Origin of the sequence: Pseudomonas khorasanensis, from assembly GCF_014268505.2 — a bacterium.
Lineage (GTDB): Bacteria > Pseudomonadota > Gammaproteobacteria > Pseudomonadales > Pseudomonadaceae > Aquipseudomonas > Aquipseudomonas khorasanensis.
The window spans coordinates 250,702-267,266 of record NZ_JABWQP020000004.1 but is presented as its reverse complement, the minus strand read 5'-3'; the positions used below and the strand labels follow the sequence as shown (position 1 = coordinate 267,266).

Here is a 16,565-nt window from a genome sequence, read left to right as displayed (position 1 = left end):
GGCCGCCCATGACTTACAGCATCCGCGATGCGACTGACGCCGACCTCGCAGCGATTCGCGATATCTACAACGACGCCGTGCTCAACACCACGGCGATCTGGAACGAACAAGCCGTCGACCTCGGCAACCGCCAGGCGTGGTTCGCCGCACGTCAGCTACAGGCGTATCCGATCCTGGTGATTGTCGACAGTGCAGACGCGGTGCTCGGTTACGCCTCGTTCGGCGACTGGCGGCCCTTCGATGGTTTCCGCCACACCGTCGAGCATTCGGTGTATGTGCGCAGCGACCAACGCGGCAACGGCCTTGGCCCGCAACTGATGAGCGCGCTGATCGAGCGCGCCAGAGCCTGCGGCAAACACGTGATGGTCGCCGCCATCGAAAGCGGCAATGCGGCCTCGATTCGTCTGCACGAGCGCGCCGGTTTCGTCATCACCGGGCAGATGCCGCAGGTCGGCACAAAGTTTGGCCGCTGGCTCGACCTGACGTTCATGCAACTGACCCTCAACCCTGGCGCGCAACCGCCGGGCGCCCACAAGGAGTGACTCGATGAACGCCGCCCAGTTGCGCCGCGTCAACGCTGAAAGCTTTGCCCATTATCGTCAGGGCCTGATCGATCTGTTGCTCGATGCCGTCGGTTACGGTGCCAGCGTCGGTTTCAAGGCCGACCTTGATGCCGCACAGGCGCGCGCTTATTTCGACGAGGTGCAGGACAACGTCAACAAGGGCAGCGTGCTGCTTTGGGTGGTGGTCAAGGACGAGCAGGTGCTGGCTAGCGTGCAGTTGGGCCTGTGCCAGAAGCCCAACGGCCTTAACCGCGCCGAAGTGCAGAAACTGTTGGTGCGCGAACACGCCCGCAGGCGTGGCCTCGGCCAGCAATTGATGACTGCTCTGGAACTCGAAGCGCCCACCCAAAAACGCGGCCTGCTCTACCTCGACACCGAAGCCGGCTCGCCGGCGGAAGCTTTTTACCAGGCCTTGGGCTACACCCGCGCCGGCGAAATTCCCGATTACGCCTGCGATCCGAACGGCACCTATCGACCGACAGCCCTCTATTACAAAATCCTGCAAGGAGCCCAGCGATGATTCCTGGTGAGTATCAGATCCAGCCCGGTGACATCGAGCTCAACGTCGGTCGCCGCACCATCAGCATGAAAGTCGCCAACAGCGGCGACCGCCCGATCCAGGTCGGTTCGCACTATCACTTTTTCGAAACCAACGACGCGCTGGTTTTTGACCGCACGGCCAGTCGTGGCATGCGTTTGAACATCCCGGCCGGCACCGCGGTGCGTTTCGAGCCAGGGCAGAGCCGCGAAGTCGAGCTGGTGGACTACGCCGGGCATCGGCGGGTATTCGGCTTTGCCGGACGAATCATGGGTGATCTGTAAATAACAAGGTGCCCGCTCTGGCCCCTTCGCGAGCAGGCTCGCTCCCACATGAGAACGCGATCAAATGTGGGAGCGAGCCCGCTCGCGAAAGCGAGTAATGCGAGCGATTTCAGAACCAATTGAATCCCAAGGCAAGCACATGAAGATTTCCAGACAAGCCTACGCCGACATGTTCGGCCCCACCGTCGGCGACAAGGTGCGCCTGGCCGATACCGAGCTGTGGATCGAAGTCGAAAAAGACTTCACCACCTATGGCGAGGAAGTGAAGTTCGGTGGCGGTAAAGTCATCCGTGACGGTCAGGGCCAAAGCCAGTTGCTGGCGGCCGAAGTCGTCGACACGTTGATCACCAACGCGCTGATCATCGATCACTGGGGCATCGTCAAAGCGGACATCGGCCTGAAGGACGGGCGCATCGCCGCCATCGGCAAAGCGGGCAATCCAGACGTGCAGCCAAACGTGACCATCGCCATCGGTGCCGGTACCGAAGTGATCGCCGGCGAGGGCATGATTCTGACGGCCGGCGGCATCGACACGCACATCCACTTCATCTGCCCGCAGCAGATCGAAGAGGCGCTGATGAGCGGCGTCACCACCATGATCGGCGGCGGCACCGGCCCGGCCACCGGCACCAACGCCACGACCTGCACATCCGGCCCGTGGCACCTGGCGCGCATGCTCCAGGCGGCGGATGCCTTCCCGATGAACATCGGCCTCACCGGCAAGGGCAACGCCAGCCTGCCGGAGCCGCTGATCGAGCAGGTCAAGGCCGGGGCGATTGGCTTGAAGCTGCATGAGGACTGGGGCACCACCCCGGCGAGCATCGACAATTGCCTGACCGTCGCCGATCAGTTCGACGTACAGGTGGCGATCCATACCGACACCCTTAACGAATCCGGGTTCGTCGAAACCACCCTCGGCGCGTTCAAGGGCCGCACCATCCACACCTATCACACCGAAGGTGCCGGTGGCGGTCATGCGCCGGACATCATCAAGGCTTGCGGCTTCCCCAACGTGCTGCCAAGTTCGACCAACCCGACCCGGCCGTTCACCCGTAACACCATCGACGAACACCTCGACATGTTGATGGTCTGCCACCATCTCGATCCGAGCATCGCCGAAGACGTCGCCTTCGCTGAAAGCCGCATCCGCCGCGAGACGATTGCCGCCGAAGACATCCTTCATGACCTGGGCGCTTTTTCAATGATCAGCTCCGATAGCCAGGCCATGGGCCGTGTCGGCGAAGTGATCACGCGCACCTGGCAGACCGCCGACAAAATGAAAAAACAGCGCGGCCCGCTGCCTCAGGATGGCGAAGGCAACGACAACTTCCGCGCCAAGCGCTACATCGCCAAGTACACGATCAACCCGGCGATCACCCATGGCATCAGCCATGAAGTGGGCTCGGTAGAGGTGGGCAAATGGGCGGATCTGGTTTTGTGGCGCCCGGCGTTTTTCGGCGTGAAACCGACGCTGATCCTCAAGGGCGGCGCGATCGCAGCCAGTCTGATGGGCGACGCCAACGCCTCGATTCCAACGCCGCAACCCGTGCACTATCGGCCGATGTTCGCCAGCTACGGCGGCTCGTTGCATGCCACCAGCCTGACGTTTATCAGTCAGGCGGCGCAGGAGGCCGGATTGCCCGAAGCGTTGGGGCTGAAGAAAAAGATTGCGGTGGTGAAAGGCTGCCGTGACGTGCAGAAAACCGACCTGATTCACAACGACTATCTGCCGAGCATCGACGTCGATCCGCAGACCTATCAGGTCAAGGCCGATGGCGTGTTGTTGTGGTGTGAACCGGCAGAAACACTGCCGATGGCGCAGCGGTATTTTTTGTTCTGAAAACCGCCACGGGCTGAATACGGATGCGCGGGTCCGTATTCAGCAGCAGTCATCGTTTGATCAAGGAAAAGCCCACGACACCTGCTGTTCGCTGTAGTTGTAATCCAGACGCAGCTCGGTTCCCGCAGCAATGTCCCGGGTGGCGAACACGGCGTTGAGAATAAAGTCCTTGGTCACCAGGTGTTTGCCTATCCATTGTTGCGCCTCGACATCGAACGGAACGAGTTCGATGTTGTACCCCTCCTTCGCCTGACGGACTGGTTTTCCCGTCGCGTCATATTCAAAGTTGGAATTGATCCGCGACATGATGGTGTCACCCAGTATCGCCAGCGGATCGGGGATAAACTCTCCGGGGCCATACTGCAAACGCACCCCTGCCAGCATGGCGAAGGTCTGCTCGTGAGGCTGGACAAAGCGTGTCGGCGTTATGGCGCCACCGTAAACACCCAGCGCCTCGCCTTTGGCAATACGCCGGTTGGCTACCACCATGGACTGACCGATCAATGCCCGCTCCCCGGGGACTTTGACATCGGCTTCGGTGAACACTCGCCACTGCAGCTTTTCCTCATACAGCCGCGCAACATCCTCGTACCCTTCAAACTTGATGTAGGGTTTGATTTGCTCGGAGGTGTAGACGTCGCCGTTCTCGAAACGCATTCTGGTTTGCAGTTTTCTGATGCGAATCGGCCTGCCAGCGGTGTCTCTGAGTGGGTACTTGCCATTGTTGGCGCGGTTGTAAGTGCCCAATTGATTGGCCAGGAACGAATAGCGCGCTTCGCTACGCATCGCGCTCAGTTCTTCTGCCGTGTAGGGTTTGATCGGCATTGATTCGGAGGCCAGATAAAACGTCTCGTCTGCGCCATCATCGAGCAGCTCTTCAAGTGCTGACCCGAATTCATCATCACTCTGCCGGCTCACCCTGCGGCTTTTTCGTGGCATGAGTGCGGAACCGTCCGCAGACGCGGTGAAATCCTGTAGCGGATACCAGTGATTGTTCAGCGGATCGAACGCTAGTGCGGGGCCGGACGCTCGCGCCTCGCTGGCCAGTCTGGTCCGGTGCAGACCCGTTTCGGCATCGACACCGATCAGCACGGTGCCGCCATCCTGCAGGTCGACGTAATGACGTCCCTTGAATGCGCGAAATCCCTGAGCATCGGCGCCTGGTAACGCGACCGTCGACGGAATCAGGTAGCGCTGCAGCGATGTCGCTTCAGCCGTCGATATCCGAGTTGAGATGGAGGGCGATTGATGAACCTGTACGTTGCGTGTAGCGGCGGCTCCTTCGCTTGCCACCACGCCACTGCCGGATTGTCTCGCCTGTGCCGCGGTTTCGGTAATGACCGAATCGGGCGTGAGACGCAGCGTTTCGGCACCCTGCGGAGTTGAATCAACTGGCGTGCGAGAGGGGGGACGTACATCGACTGTGCCGGGCTTGGGCGGCGGTCTGACTGGCATGAAAAGGCTTCCTTGCTAAGTTTGCAAAGCGCCGGCCGACGTGGCTGACGCTTTGACAGCCGGCATCCATTGCCGACCTGTGGCCCGGAAAACTATCAGACTGTGCTCGTGCTTAACACTGGTGGAAACAGCTGCAAACACAAACCCTGTGTGAGCGAAACGGCTAATGAACTGTCCCGCTCAGACAGCCTACTCAACCACCAACCGCCCCAACCGCTGGCGCAACATACGGTTTTCGGCGCGCAGCTCGCGGACCTCCTCCAGCAAATCCAGCGCCAGCGCCACGCCCTCCCACTCCAGCTCCAGATCGCGCCGCAGCTTGGCGGCGCGTCTGGCCAGGGTCAGTTCGTAATCGGTGAAACGCCAGTCACGGGGCTGCTCGCCCTGAGGTTCGAGGATGCCGTGCTCGACGATTTCGATCACGTAGACGTCCGATAAATCGGCCGCCTCACAGAATTCTGCCAGGTCCAGTTGAACGCTCAGGGGGCTGCTCATGACGGGCTACTCCGTGGTCAGGTTCAGAAGTTCTCTCGCGGGTTGAAGGCGGCTTTCTTCGCCAGTTCCTGCCACAGCGCCTTGACCTCATCGTCCGACGCTTTAGGCATCACGGCTTTGAGCTGCACGAACAGATAACCGCGCTCGCCGGCCTTGTTCAGCAAACCGTGCCCCTTGGCGCGCATGCGCTGGCCGTTCTGGCTGCCGGCCGGAACCTTCAGGTTGATCTTGCCGGTGAGGGTCGGCACGGCCACTTCGGTGCCCAGCGCCAACTCCCAAGGGGCCAGCGGCAAAGTGATGATCAGGTTTTCGCCTTCAACATCGAATTTGGGGTGCGGCGCAAAACGAATGGTCAGGTACAGATCGCCATTCGCTCCGCCACCGACGCCCGGTGCGCCCTGGCCTTTGAGACGAATGCGCTCGCCATCGGCCACGCCCGCCGGGATCTTCACGTTCAGGCTTTTGCTGGTATTGCTGACGTGCTGGCCGTGAGCGTTGTATTGCGGCACCTGAAAGGTGACTTTTTTCGATTCGTTCGACAGCGTTTCTTCAAGGAAGACCGGCAGTTCCATTTCCACGTCTTGCCCTCTTCGCCCGCGTGATTGCCGGCCGTCAGCGCCACCGAAACCGGGGCCGCGATTACCGAAGATCGAACTGAAAAAGTCCGAGAAGTCGCCTGTGTCGCCACCGCCGCCACCAAAGCCGCCACGGCTCTGCCAGCCCGGTGGCCCCTGGAACGGCTGGCCGTGCTGGCCGTAACGGCGCAGCTCGTCGTATTCGGCGCGCTTGTCGGCGCTTTTCAGCGCTTCATAAGCTTCCGAGGCGTCCTTGAATTTGGCCTCGGCGTCTTTTTCCTTGCTGACATCGGGGTGGTATTTGCGCGCCAGCTTGCGATAGGCCGCCTTGATCGCCTTGTCGTCTGCTGTCGGCTCCACGCCGAGTATCTTGTAATAGTCTTTGAAGTCCATTGAAGGAATCACCATCCGTTATCGATTTCGCGCCGATGCCAGCGTGCGCCAATTCGCGCGTGCCGGGTTGACCGATCTCAAGGTTGTGACCGGGTGGCGCCGCAGAAGTTTATCGGCAGTGGACGGCGGTTCTTGCAACCGCCGGTGTGTCTGCCGGCCCATGCCAGCAAGTTTGGGGCAAAGTCGCCACTTTCAAGCCAGTCCGCCGTGAAATAGCAGATGACCGGCCTTCGAATCTGCCGCGCGCTGACATACACTGCGCGGCCGTTTTTTGACCGGAACCGAAAGACATGAAAGACGCCTCTCCAGCCCGTGCCTGCGGCATCGACTTCGGCACGTCCAACTCCACCGTCGGCTGGCTGCGCCCCGGCATGGATACCATGATCGCGCTGGAAGACGACAAGATCACCCTGCCGTCGGTGGTCTTCTTCAACATCGAGGAGCGCCGCCCGGTGTACGGCCGCCTCGCGCTGCACGAGTACCTCGAAGGCTACGAAGGCCGCCTGATGCGTTCGCTCAAGAGCCTGCTCGGTTCCAAGCTGATCAAGCACGACACCAGCGTTCTCGGTACGGCGATGCCGTTCAAGGACTTGCTCGGGCTGTTCATCGGCCAGCTCAAGAGCCGCGCCGAAGCCACCGCCGGTCGGGAATTCGAAGAAGTCGTGTTGGGCCGTCCGGTTTTTTTTGTCGATGACGATCCGCTGGCGGACCAGGAGGCCGAAGACACGTTGGTCGAGGTAGCACGCAAAATCGGCTTCAAGGAAGTGTCTTTCCAGTACGAGCCGATTGCAGCGGCGTTCGACTACGAGTCGACCATCGAAAAAGAAGAGCTGGTGCTGATCGTCGACATCGGCGGCGGTACATCGGACTTTTCCCTGGTACGCCTGTCGCCCGAGCGTCGCGCTGTGGATAACCGCCATGACGACATCCTCGCCACCGGCGGCGTGCACATCGGCGGGACCGATTTCGATAAACAGTTGAGCCTGCAAGGCGTGATGCCGCTGTTCGGCTACGGCAGCCGAATGAAAAGCGGCGCGTACATGCCGACCAGTCACCACATGAACCTGGCGACCTGGCACACGATCAACTCGGTGTACTCGCAGAAAACCACGCTGGCGCTGGGCAGCATGCGCTACGACATCGAAGACACCGGCGGCATCGATCGCCTGTTCAAGCTGATCGAACAGCGCGCCGGGCACTGGCTGGCGATGGAAGTCGAAGAAACCAAGATCCACCTGACCCACACCGACAGCCGCCACGTGCCGCTGGACCGCATCGAGGCCGGGCTGAGCGTCGAGCTCACGCGCGTATTGTTCGAATCAGCGATCGATGCGCTGCTGACGCGGGTGCGCGGCAGTGTCACGCAGTTGCTGAACGACGCCGGTGTTGCAGTCGATCAAGTCGACACGGTGTTCTTCACCGGCGGTTCGAGCGGCATCCCGGCGCTGCGCAACAGCGTTTCGGCGATGCTGCCGAATGCACGGCATGTTGAAGGGAACATCTTCGGCAGTATTGGTAGCGGCCTGGCGATTGAGGCCATGAAACGCTATGGCGTTTAGGGGCAGCTGCAAGCTAGAGCAAAAGCAAGAGCCACTGCAGCTCTCGCTTCTGCTTTTTACTTGCAGCTCGAAGCTGCTTTCGATGATCGTTCCCACGCTCCGCGTGGGAATGCCGCCATGGACGCTCCGCGTCCCCTGTCGAGGCTGTGACGCGGAGCGTCACGGAATGCATTCCCACGCAGAGCGTGGGAACGATCGGGACTACACCATCCCGCCCAGCTTCAATTCGCTCTTCAGGTACGCGTAATAAATCGGCCCCGCCACCACCCCCGGCAGGCCGAACGCGGCTTCGAACACCAGCATCGCCAGCAGCAACTCCCAGGACTTGGCACTGATCTGCCCGCCGACAATCCGCGCGTTGAGGAAATACTCGAGCTTGTGGATAACGATCAGGTAGCCCAGTGCAGCGATCGCCACCCAGATCGACAGCGACAAGCCGACGATGGTGATCAGTGTATTCGACATCAGGTTGCCAATCACCGGCAGCAGGCCGAGCAGGAAGGTCAGCACGATCAGGGTTTTGGTCAGCGGCAGCTTGATGCCAAACATCGGCAGGATCACCGCCAGGAAAATCCCGGTGAAGAGGGTGTTGAGCAGGGAAATCTTGATTTGCGCGAAGACGATATTGCGAAACGCCTGCACCAGCAGGTGCAGGCGATCGAACAGGGCGGCAGCCAGTGGCTTGCGCTTGGTGACGTCGGGGATGCGCTGCAGGGCGATGATCGCGCCGAGCACCATGCCGATCAGCAAGGTGACGAACATGTGCGCGGCATCCTTGCCGACCAGTTGCAGGTCGGACAAGTGCTTGCTCATCCACTGACCGATGGCTACCCGAAATTCGGCGGCGCTGGCGGGCAGATAGGCATCGATGAACGGCGGCAATTGCCCGCGCGCGCGGTCGACCACCCCCATGAATTTATCGAGCGAGGCGCCAGGGTTTTCCGCTTCATGCAACAGGAAACTGATGGCCCCGGCAAATATTAACGCCAGCACGCTCACCACCAGCGTGCCGAGCAATGCCACCGCCAGCCAGCGGGCGCGCCGACCTTCGATCAGCCGCTGCAGTTGCGGGGTCAGCATGTTGACCAGCTCGAACACCAGCAACCCGGCCAGCAGGCTCGGCAACAAGCGCAGCGGCAGCACCAGCAGCAAACCGCCGAAGATGATGATGCAACTGACCCAGAACACAACATGACGCTCAGAAAACGTTGGCATACAGCCTCAAAACGAACGGCGTAAAAGGATGGGCAGTCTGCCAGCGATCCGGGGTTAGCACTAGGGATATGCGGGGCTTGAGATTGACGGTGCGCCCACGGGCGCTACCGCGAGCAGGCTCGCTCCCACAGGGGAGACGCATTCCAATGTGGGAGCGAGCCTGCTCGCGAAGAGGCCGGCACGCTCACAACAAGATTTTGGACGATTATTTCTTCTTCAGGCACTCGCTCATGAACGCCTTGCGCGCGTCCCCGGTCAGCGCCTGGGTTTTCGCATCGGCGTTGCAGGTGGTCATTTTCTGCTGCTGCGGTGTCAGGACTTTGCCGTCATTGGCCGCCGGTGTCGCTTTCAGGCACGTACTCATAAAGGCTTTGCGCTCGTCGCCCTTCAGGCTCTTGGCGGTCGCATCGGCATTGCAGGTGGTCATCTTGTTCTGTTGCGCCGTGGCGGCGAAACCCTGGGAACACAAAAGCAGGCCCATCATCAACAACGGCACACGCAGCATCTTCATGGCGTTTTCTCCTTGTTGCCGCACCGATGGATGCGGCCTCTGTCGCAGTGTAGCCAAATCCTGTTACACCTTCCTGCCCTCCAGGTGAACGCCGAGCCGCTGCTGTAGCCGAGATCGAAGTCGATTTCCTGCGCGGAGCGTGAACAAGGGATAATCACGCTTCATCTACGTACTGGTTTTAACTCATGCAATACGCGTTTCCTCTGCTGGCGATTTTCATCTGGGCCGGCAACACCGTGATCAACAAACTGGCGGTCGGTGCGATTTTTCCGGCCGAGATCGGTTTCTACCGTTGGTTGCTGGCAGGTCTGCTGTTCACGCCATTCATGCTCAGTAAAGTCATCGCGCACTGGCCGCAGATACGTCCGAACCTGGGGCGGATATTCATTCTCGGCGTCCTTGGCATGGCGGTGTATCAAAGCCTCGCCTACTTCGCCGCGACGCTTACCACAGCAACCAACATGGGCATCATTCTGTCGCTGATGCCATTGATGTCGCTGGCCATGGCGATCATCAGCCTCGGCCAGCGCCTGACTGCCGGCGCGCTGGTCGGCGCCGTGTTGTCGTTCACCGGTGTGCTGGTGGTGGTGTCGTCCGGCAGCCTCGGTGCGCTGCTGCAACACGGGGTCAACCTGGGTGACGCGATGATGCTGATCGCGACGCTGGCCTATGCGGTTTACAGCACCCTGCTGAAAAAGTGGCAACTGCGTCTGCCGCCGCTGGTGTTGTTGTATTTGCAGGTGCTGGTGGCGATTGTGGTGTTGTTTCCGCTGTACGCTGTTTCGCCGAAAACCGGTCTGAACCTGCAGAACATTCCGTTGGTGCTTTACGCGTGCCTGCTCGCCTCGATGGTCGCGCCGCTGGCATGGATGAAGGCTGTGCAGCGGCTGGGGCCGAGCCGCACGACGTTGTTCTTCAATTTGCTGCCGTTGATTACGGCATTGATTGCGGCGGTGGTGCTTAAAGAACAACTGGCGATGTATCACCTGATCGGTGGTTTGCTGACCTTGGGCGGGGTGGTTTTGTCTGAGCGCTGGACCACGGTGTTGGGCCGCAAAATCAGTATCGTCTGACTCATCCTTGTGGCGAGGGAGCTTGCTCCCGCTGGGACGCGAAGCGCCCCCTTTTTTCGAAAGCCAGGGCCTGCTGCGCAGTCCAGCGGGAGCAAGCTCCCTCGCCACAAAAGCAGATCAAAGCCCGGCCGCCGCCAGCCGCGCCGCATGCTCGACAAACAACCGCACCGGATCAGCTCCCTTGCCGACCAGCCCCAGCGACTGGTTGACGATGTCGAAATGATCGAGCGGATAGTCATCGCCAATCACTGTCCCCAAATGCGAGCTGTAACGGCCGACCATACCGTCGCACTGCCCGCGCTCGCGAACGAAGGTTCTCGCGAACAACCGACAACTGCGATTCGTCCCGTCAAACAGATTGCCTCCACGATCAGTCTTGCCCGGCTGCAGCGTCCCCGACCACGAGTAATAGCGCACGCCGTTGACCTCTTCCGGCCCCTGCCCGCCCCAGGTGTCGGGCAGGCCCTGTGGATAACGCTGGTTGAACAGCGCCACACCCGCCGTGGTCAGCGATTGATGGGAGGCGTGGATATCCACCGGCAGTTTCGGGCCGTGATAACCGGTGTCCATTAGCGCCATCAGCCAACCCACCAAACGCAGCAGTGCTTCAAGCAGGCGCCCCTTGGCACTGGCGGCGGGATAATGCTTTTCAAGATGATCGGCAAGCTCGGAACCGTGATTGGGGCCGGCCACCGACGTCACCGAGGCGATAAGATCCGGGCGCTTCGCCGCCGCATAACGCGCCGTCAGCGCTCCCTGGCTGTGGCCGAGCACATTGACCCTTGTCGCGCCCGTCTCACGCAGGATCTCATCGATCCGCGCCAACAACTGCTCGCCGCGTACCTCGGTGGAATTGAGCGGCGAGACCTGCACCGCGATCACCGTCGCACCACTGCGGCGCAGCGCCTTGATTACGCCGAACCAATACGGATACAGCAGCAACCGGACAAACCCAAGCATGCCCGGCACCAGCACCAGCGGATAACGTGTCGACATGGGCTACATCCTTGTGGTCGGTGAGGGAATGCCTGACGTGCAAGACGCCCGCCAAGCATCCGCCCTGACGATGACAAATCAAAGAGCCGATTGGCGCAGCCCCACCCCCCCGCCACAATCAGCCCCACCGAAACCAGTTTGACCAGCGTCAGGCTCTCGCCCAGCAATGCAAAACCAAGAAACACCGTACCCAGCGAACGGATCGGCTCAAAACACCCGGGCCAGTTCAAGCAGGTGCTGCTCGGCTTCTGCCACCGACACCGCAAAGGTGCGCTCGGCGGATTCCTCGCCCTCGGCCGCAACCACCGCAACGTCGTTGATGCCGACAAAACCCAGCGCGGTGCGCAGCCATGGATCGGCGTGGTTCAGCGCTTGCAACTCACCGCCCGGCCCGAAGCCGAAACCGCCGCGACTGGTGACGATCAGCGCTTTCTTGCCCTGCAACAAGGGGGTGTATTGCGCAACGCCGTTGTCCAGCGTGTGATCGAAGGTCAGCCCCAGCCGCACGATCTGATCGACCCAGGCCTTGAGGCCGCTGGGCACGCTGAAGTTGTACATCGGCGTGGAAATCAGCAGCCGATCGTGATTGAACAACTCGTCGACCAGTTGATCGCTGAAGGCCAGGTCCGCCTGCATCGGCAGCGGTCGCGCTGCGGGCTCTGGATAAAACGCCGCCGCCACGAATGCCTCGTTGACCGCAGGAATCAGCGCCCGCCCCACTTCGCGGCGAGTCACCTGAGCCTCTGGATGAAGCCCCTGCCAGGTTTTCAAAAACCCTTCCGCCAGCCGCCGCGAAGTCGACCTGTCGCCACGCGGGCTACCGTGCACCACAAGAATTTTGCTCATCTGTAAATCTCCCGACTAGAATCAAAACCACCTGAGGCCTTCAGCATGGAGCTCGCAACTGGCTGTCCTCAAACGATAAAAAATCATTCGGGATGAATTGATTTCATCCATGGAGAATTTCAATGTTCGCCTCGCTGCCGCTGACCGCCCTGCGTGCGTTTGAATCCGCTTCACGCTTGCTGAGTTTCAAGGCAGCTGCTGAAGAACTGGCGGTGACGCCTACGGCGATTTCGCATCAGATCCGTTCGCTGGAAGACTGGCTCGGCGTTGCCTTGTTTGAACGCCTGCCGCGCCAGGTGCGCCTGACCGAGGGCGGCGAGCGTTTGTTTCGCAGCGTGCATGGCGCGTTGCTAGAAGTCGCGCAAAGCGTCGACACCCTGCGTCCTCAGCGCAACGCAACTACGCTGACGATCTCGACCACAGCAGCGTTCGCCGCGCTGTGGCTGGTGCCGCGCCTGGGGCGGTTTTATGCACGCCACCCAAGTATCAACGTACGCCTCGATACGCACTGCGAAGTCATCGATCTGCATCAGGACGCCAGCGTCGATCTGGTGCTGCGCTACAGCCTCGACGACTACCCGAACCTGTATGGGCTATGCCTGTTCGACGAATCCTTCGGGGTTTACGGCTCGCCCGAGCAGGTGGCGCTGGCCGCCCGGCGCGTGCCGACACTGATCAGTGTGCGCTGGCACAATTCCAAGCTGTACGCCCACGGCTGGGAGGCGTGGTGCACCAAGGCCGGCGAAGGCTGGCTCGATCAGCAACCGGTCAGTCGCGAATACGACGAAGAGCATTACGCGTTGCAAGCCGCCATCGCCGGCCAGGGACTGGTGCTGGCGAGCAATATTCTGGTGTCGCAAAGCGTCGCCAGCGGCGTGCTGGTGCCCTACAAGAGCGAGGTACAGGTCGACGGCGCCGGTTACAGCGCGCTCTGCGTTCCCGGGCGCGAGCGGCATCCGCCGGTGCGTGCGTTTTTTCAGTGGTTGCAGGACGAAGCGCTGTTGTCCGGGCTGACACCGCGGTCGCAACCTTCGGCGGCATGTGCAGCAAATCCGGGGTAAGACGATAAAACTTTTCGCTGCGCGCGTGACTCACACCCTGGGTAGCGACCGCGTCTGTAGAACGTGGCGCCTATCGGATTAGCCTCCAGGAGAATGAAATGAGTGACCTGCATTTGTCTGATGTTCAAACCCTGCGCGATCGCGCGCGGCAACACGTGGAAAACGGCGCGGTGACCGAGAGCTACAGCGCCAACCGCGAAGAAGTGCTGCGTTTGCTCAATGAGTCGCTGGCCACCGAACTGGTGTGCACCTTGCGCTACAAGCGCCACTACTTCATGGCCAACGGCCTGAAAGCCAACGTCGCTGCCAATGAATTCCTCGAGCACGCCAATCAGGAAGCCGAGCACGCCGATCGCCTGGCCGAACGCATCGTGCAACTGGGCGGTGAGCCTGAGTTCAACCCTGACCTGCTGAGTGCGCTGTCCCACGCGCAATACGTGGCCGGCAACACCCTCAAGGAAATGGTTTACGAAGACCTCGTGGCCGAGCGAATCGCCATCGACAGCTACCGCGAAATCATCCAGTACATCGGTGACAAGGACCCGACCACGCGACGCATCTTTGAAGACATCCTCGCGCAGGAAGAAGAGCACGCCGATGACATGGCGGACATCCTGAAAGACCTGTAATCCTGTTGAACCGATTTCGCGAGCAGGCTCGCTCCCACACCGGAACGTATTTTAATTGAAGAAATGCGTTCGAATGTGGGAGCGAGCCTGCTCGCGAAGAAGCCCACAGACGCCCCATTACTTGCTGGGTTTGACGGTCACCGGCGCCTTGCCCTGCTTCATTTGCTCCAGCAACGGTGCACACTGATTCGGCTCGCCGCCACTCGGCGCCACCAGTGCCAGCAACCCTGCCGCTGGCGCAGCAATGACTCCCAGCGCCACCATCCCGGCCCCGCGCAAAAGTAGCGGTACAGCCTTGACGCCCGCATTCGGCTTGATGAATTTTCCTCGCACATACAGCGGCGAACGCAGCGAAATCAAGCGCCAGCCTTTGGATTCCGGGGTTATCGTCAGGTCCAGTTGCTCGGTGGCCATGTTCGCCGTGCCATCGATGTAGATGATTGCGTTCTCGGTATCGAACACAAACAGCCGCGTGGTCGCCAGGCCCGTCTTGATATCGAAGTCCGCCGCCGCGCAGTTGATCTTCACTTCCTTGTCGCCAAAGATCCGTCCGACCACATAGTTGCCGACATTGAGCCCGGCCAGTTCCATCAGCTCACGGCTGATCGCGCCGTCGTTGATCAACATTTTCAGACTGCCATTGGCACCACCCAGCAACTTGGCCACCGAGTTGCCGCGCCCGGTGATATCGGCGTCACCGTTGAGCTCGCCGAAACTGGTTTTCATCGGCTCGAACGTCGGGAACAACTCCTTGAGCTTGAACTTGCGGGCCGTCAGTCGGGCCCGGCCTTCCAATGGCTCGGTGCGACCATTGAGGCGGATCCGCGCGTCCAGCGTGCCGCCGGCCACGCCGAAGCGCAGCGGCTCCAGGCTGAGCTCGCCATCGTTGAGCTTCAGGTGGGTATAAAGGTCGTTGAACGGCAGCTTCTCGCTGTGGACGATGCGCTTGCCGGTGAACTCGACGTCGGCATCCATGGCGCGCCAGCGATCGGTTTTGAACTCCTCGACTGGCAGCACTTTATCGGCCGGCTGCTTGCTCGCGCCGCCACGAGCTTTTTGCTCGGCGTTGGAATCGGCGCCAATCAGCGGCGCGAGGTCGTCGAACAGCAGTTGATTGGAGAGCAACGCGCCGCTGAGTTTCGGCCGTGGCTGGCTGGCGACGTAAGTCAGGTCGCCATGAATGTCGCTGTCGCCGATCTTGCCGTTGAATTTTTCGTAGCTGAATTTCGCGCCACCTTCATCGTGCAGTTTGGCAATCAGGCGACCATCGGTGGAATACGGCGGCGTGTCCGGCAGCGTCACGCCGGTCAATGGATAAAGATTGCCGAGGCTGTCGCCGGCCAGCTTCAGACGCAAGTCGAGCGCGCCGAGATTGAGCGGGTCGGTCAGGGTGCCGGCCAGTTCGATGCGCGTGTCACCAATTTTCGCCTGAGCCTGTAACGGGAAAGGCTTGCTCGCGTCCTGCAGAGCCAGCAATCCGCCGATCTTGCCTTGCCCGGTTAGATTCTGCGCGTTGTACTGGCCTTTGACCTTGAGCGCAAAGGCGTAGTCCTGCGGTGCGCCGCCCTTGTCCTGAGCGTTTTTCGCGGCTTTGTCGCCGACGATCTCGCTGAACGGAATCGGCTTGCCGAGCGGATCGATCAACACATCAAGGTTGGTCCTGAGCGTTTGATCGTCAAGCGTGACGTGGCCCTTGTCGAAGCCGATCGCGCCGATGTCGACTACCCAGCTCGACGGTTCGGCGTTCGGATCCTTGGGATCGAACTGGAACGTCCAGTTGGCGCGGCCATCGGCCAGCCGTTGCAGTTCGGCATTGGGTTCGGTCAAGTCGATGCGCGGGATGACCACGCGCTGCGCCAGCAGAGCCAGCGGTGAAATGCGCAGTTCGACCCGTTTGAGGGTGACCATGTGCGGCTGCTTCGACCAGGCCGGGTTGCCCAGGCTCAAATCCTCGGCCACCACGTGCGGCCACGGCACCCAGGCACGCCAACCGCCCTCCTCCAACTCGCGCTGCCAGACCACCGCGAGGTTGCCGTTAATGGCAAACGGTCGGTGCAGCTCCTCAGAGACTTTGGCGTTGAGCGTTGGTTTGATCCGGTTCCAGTCGAAAAACACGATGATCAGAATCAGGGCTGCCAGCAGCAGCGCAAGGATGGCGAAGGTCCAGCTGAAGATTTTTCCAGTGCGCGTCATGCACAAAGCTCCTGATCACGACCGCACGCCGACATCCCGACGCACAGCTAAAACGACAAACCGAAACGGCCGCCACGCAGTCTGTGACTGGCGAAAGGCCCGCAGGTTTTATGGCAAGGCAGTTTAAGCCAAAAAAACGCGGCGAATCTGACTGTTCGGTCGAGCAGTGTTACCGCGTCGCGCACTTTTGCGAGGCGCAAGTGAGTCGAAAATACCCACGCCGGTGCAAAACCGGCGCCCGCAAAGGCCCGAGCTAGAGCCTCTGCGCCGAACAATCAATTCTGTTGATTATTACCATTGCGTTTATGAACTTTTATATCGACTTATCGAGAGTAGCAT

16 protein-coding genes and 1 pseudogene are annotated in these 16,565 nt (G+C 60.6%); 8 read left to right on the top strand and 9 right to left on the bottom strand.

Features of this window, described 5'->3' with window-relative positions; translation table 11 throughout:
* The first annotated feature begins 8 nt into the window (after window positions 1-8).
* The 4 genes from HU727_RS12725 (at window position 9) to ureC (ending at window position 3,225) form a co-directional block, all read left to right on the top strand.
* Entirely contained in the window at window positions 9-542 is a 534-nt protein-coding gene (locus HU727_RS12725; RefSeq protein ID WP_186531636.1) for a GNAT family N-acetyltransferase, read from the top strand.
* Window positions 543-546: 4 nt separating this feature from the next.
* Window positions 547-1,083, top strand: a complete 537-nt coding sequence (locus HU727_RS12720; protein ID WP_186531637.1) for a GNAT family N-acetyltransferase — start codon at window positions 547-549, stop codon at window positions 1,081-1,083.
* Entirely contained in the window at window positions 1,080-1,385 is a 306-nt protein-coding gene (locus tag HU727_RS12715) for an urease subunit beta (RefSeq protein ID WP_186531642.1), read from the top strand. The genes HU727_RS12720 and HU727_RS12715 overlap by 4 nt, the downstream gene beginning before the upstream one ends.
* A 139-nt stretch (window positions 1,386-1,524) precedes the next feature.
* Window positions 1,525-3,225, top strand: coding sequence for an urease subunit alpha (ureC, locus tag HU727_RS12710; protein ID WP_186531643.1), 1,701 nt, complete (start codon window positions 1,525-1,527; stop codon window positions 3,223-3,225).
* A 60-nt stretch (window positions 3,226-3,285) separates the two neighbouring features.
* On the opposite strand, the gene HU727_RS12705 is transcribed toward ureC, so the two are convergent.
* The 3 genes from HU727_RS12705 to HU727_RS12695 all read right to left on the bottom strand — a co-directional run bounded on the left by HU727_RS12705 (window position 3,286) and on the right by HU727_RS12695 (window position 6,143).
* Entirely contained in the window at window positions 3,286-4,680 is a 1,395-nt protein-coding gene (locus HU727_RS12705; protein WP_186531644.1) for an SET domain-containing protein, read from the bottom strand.
* Between the two features lie 189 nt (window positions 4,681-4,869).
* Entirely contained in the window at window positions 4,870-5,175 is a 306-nt protein-coding gene (locus tag HU727_RS12700) for a chaperone modulator CbpM (protein WP_186531645.1), read from the bottom strand.
* A gap of 23 nt (window positions 5,176-5,198) precedes the next feature.
* A complete protein-coding gene (locus tag HU727_RS12695; RefSeq protein WP_186531647.1) occupies window positions 5,199-6,143 on the bottom strand; it encodes a DnaJ C-terminal domain-containing protein in 945 nt (314 codons plus the stop codon).
* A gap of 290 nt (window positions 6,144-6,433) precedes the next feature.
* On the opposite strand from HU727_RS12695, the gene HU727_RS12690 reads away from it, so the two are divergent.
* Entirely contained in the window at window positions 6,434-7,702 is a 1,269-nt protein-coding gene (locus tag HU727_RS12690) for an Hsp70 family protein (RefSeq protein WP_186531648.1), read from the top strand.
* A gap of 201 nt (window positions 7,703-7,903) precedes the next feature.
* Here HU727_RS12690 and HU727_RS12685 read toward each other — a convergent pair whose 3' ends face one another.
* Window positions 7,904-8,917, bottom strand: coding sequence for an AI-2E family transporter (locus HU727_RS12685; RefSeq protein ID WP_186531649.1), 1,014 nt, complete (start codon window positions 8,915-8,917; stop codon window positions 7,904-7,906).
* A gap of 205 nt (window positions 8,918-9,122) precedes the next feature.
* Window positions 9,123-9,428, bottom strand: a complete 306-nt coding sequence (locus tag HU727_RS12680) for a PsiF family protein (RefSeq protein ID WP_186531650.1) — start codon at window positions 9,426-9,428, stop codon at window positions 9,123-9,125.
* 185 nt (window positions 9,429-9,613) lie between these two features.
* Between HU727_RS12680 and HU727_RS12675 the strand changes: the two genes are divergently transcribed.
* Window positions 9,614-10,501 (top strand): DMT family transporter, encoded by an 888-nt coding sequence (locus HU727_RS12675; protein WP_186531651.1) that lies wholly within the window; start codon window positions 9,614-9,616, stop codon window positions 10,499-10,501.
* 117 nt (window positions 10,502-10,618) lie between these two features.
* Here HU727_RS12675 and HU727_RS12670 read toward each other — a convergent pair whose 3' ends face one another.
* From HU727_RS12670 to HU727_RS12660, 3 genes and pseudogenes are all read right to left on the bottom strand, one after another.
* Window positions 10,619-11,497 (bottom strand): esterase/lipase family protein, encoded by an 879-nt coding sequence (locus HU727_RS12670; protein ID WP_186531652.1) that lies wholly within the window; start codon window positions 11,495-11,497, stop codon window positions 10,619-10,621.
* 107 nt (window positions 11,498-11,604) lie between these two features.
* A pseudogene (locus HU727_RS12665) lies at window positions 11,605-11,700 on the bottom strand (QacE family quaternary ammonium compound efflux SMR transporter); the annotation flags it as partial.
* 4 nt (window positions 11,701-11,704) lie between these two features.
* On the bottom strand, window positions 11,705-12,343 hold the full coding sequence (locus HU727_RS12660; RefSeq protein WP_186531654.1) for an FMN-dependent NADH-azoreductase: 639 nt from the start codon (window positions 12,341-12,343) through the stop codon (window positions 11,705-11,707).
* A 122-nt stretch (window positions 12,344-12,465) separates the two neighbouring features.
* On the opposite strand from HU727_RS12660, the gene HU727_RS12655 reads away from it, so the two are divergent.
* Both HU727_RS12655 and HU727_RS12650 read left to right on the top strand, forming a co-directional pair.
* The gene (locus HU727_RS12655; RefSeq protein WP_186531656.1) at window positions 12,466-13,404 is read left to right on the top strand and encodes a LysR substrate-binding domain-containing protein; all 939 of its coding nucleotides are present in this window, start codon (window positions 12,466-12,468) and stop codon (window positions 13,402-13,404) included.
* Window positions 13,405-13,502: 98 nt separating this feature from the next.
* Window positions 13,503-14,033, top strand: a complete 531-nt coding sequence (locus tag HU727_RS12650) for a ferritin-like domain-containing protein (protein ID WP_186531658.1) — start codon at window positions 13,503-13,505, stop codon at window positions 14,031-14,033.
* A gap of 117 nt (window positions 14,034-14,150) precedes the next feature.
* On the opposite strand, the gene HU727_RS12645 is transcribed toward HU727_RS12650, so the two are convergent.
* Window positions 14,151-16,226 carry an AsmA family protein gene (locus tag HU727_RS12645; protein ID WP_186531660.1) on the bottom strand — a complete coding sequence of 692 codons (2,076 nt, stop codon included), beginning with the start codon at window positions 16,224-16,226 and terminating at the stop codon, window positions 14,151-14,153.
* Between the last annotated feature and the right edge of the window lie 339 nt (window positions 16,227-16,565).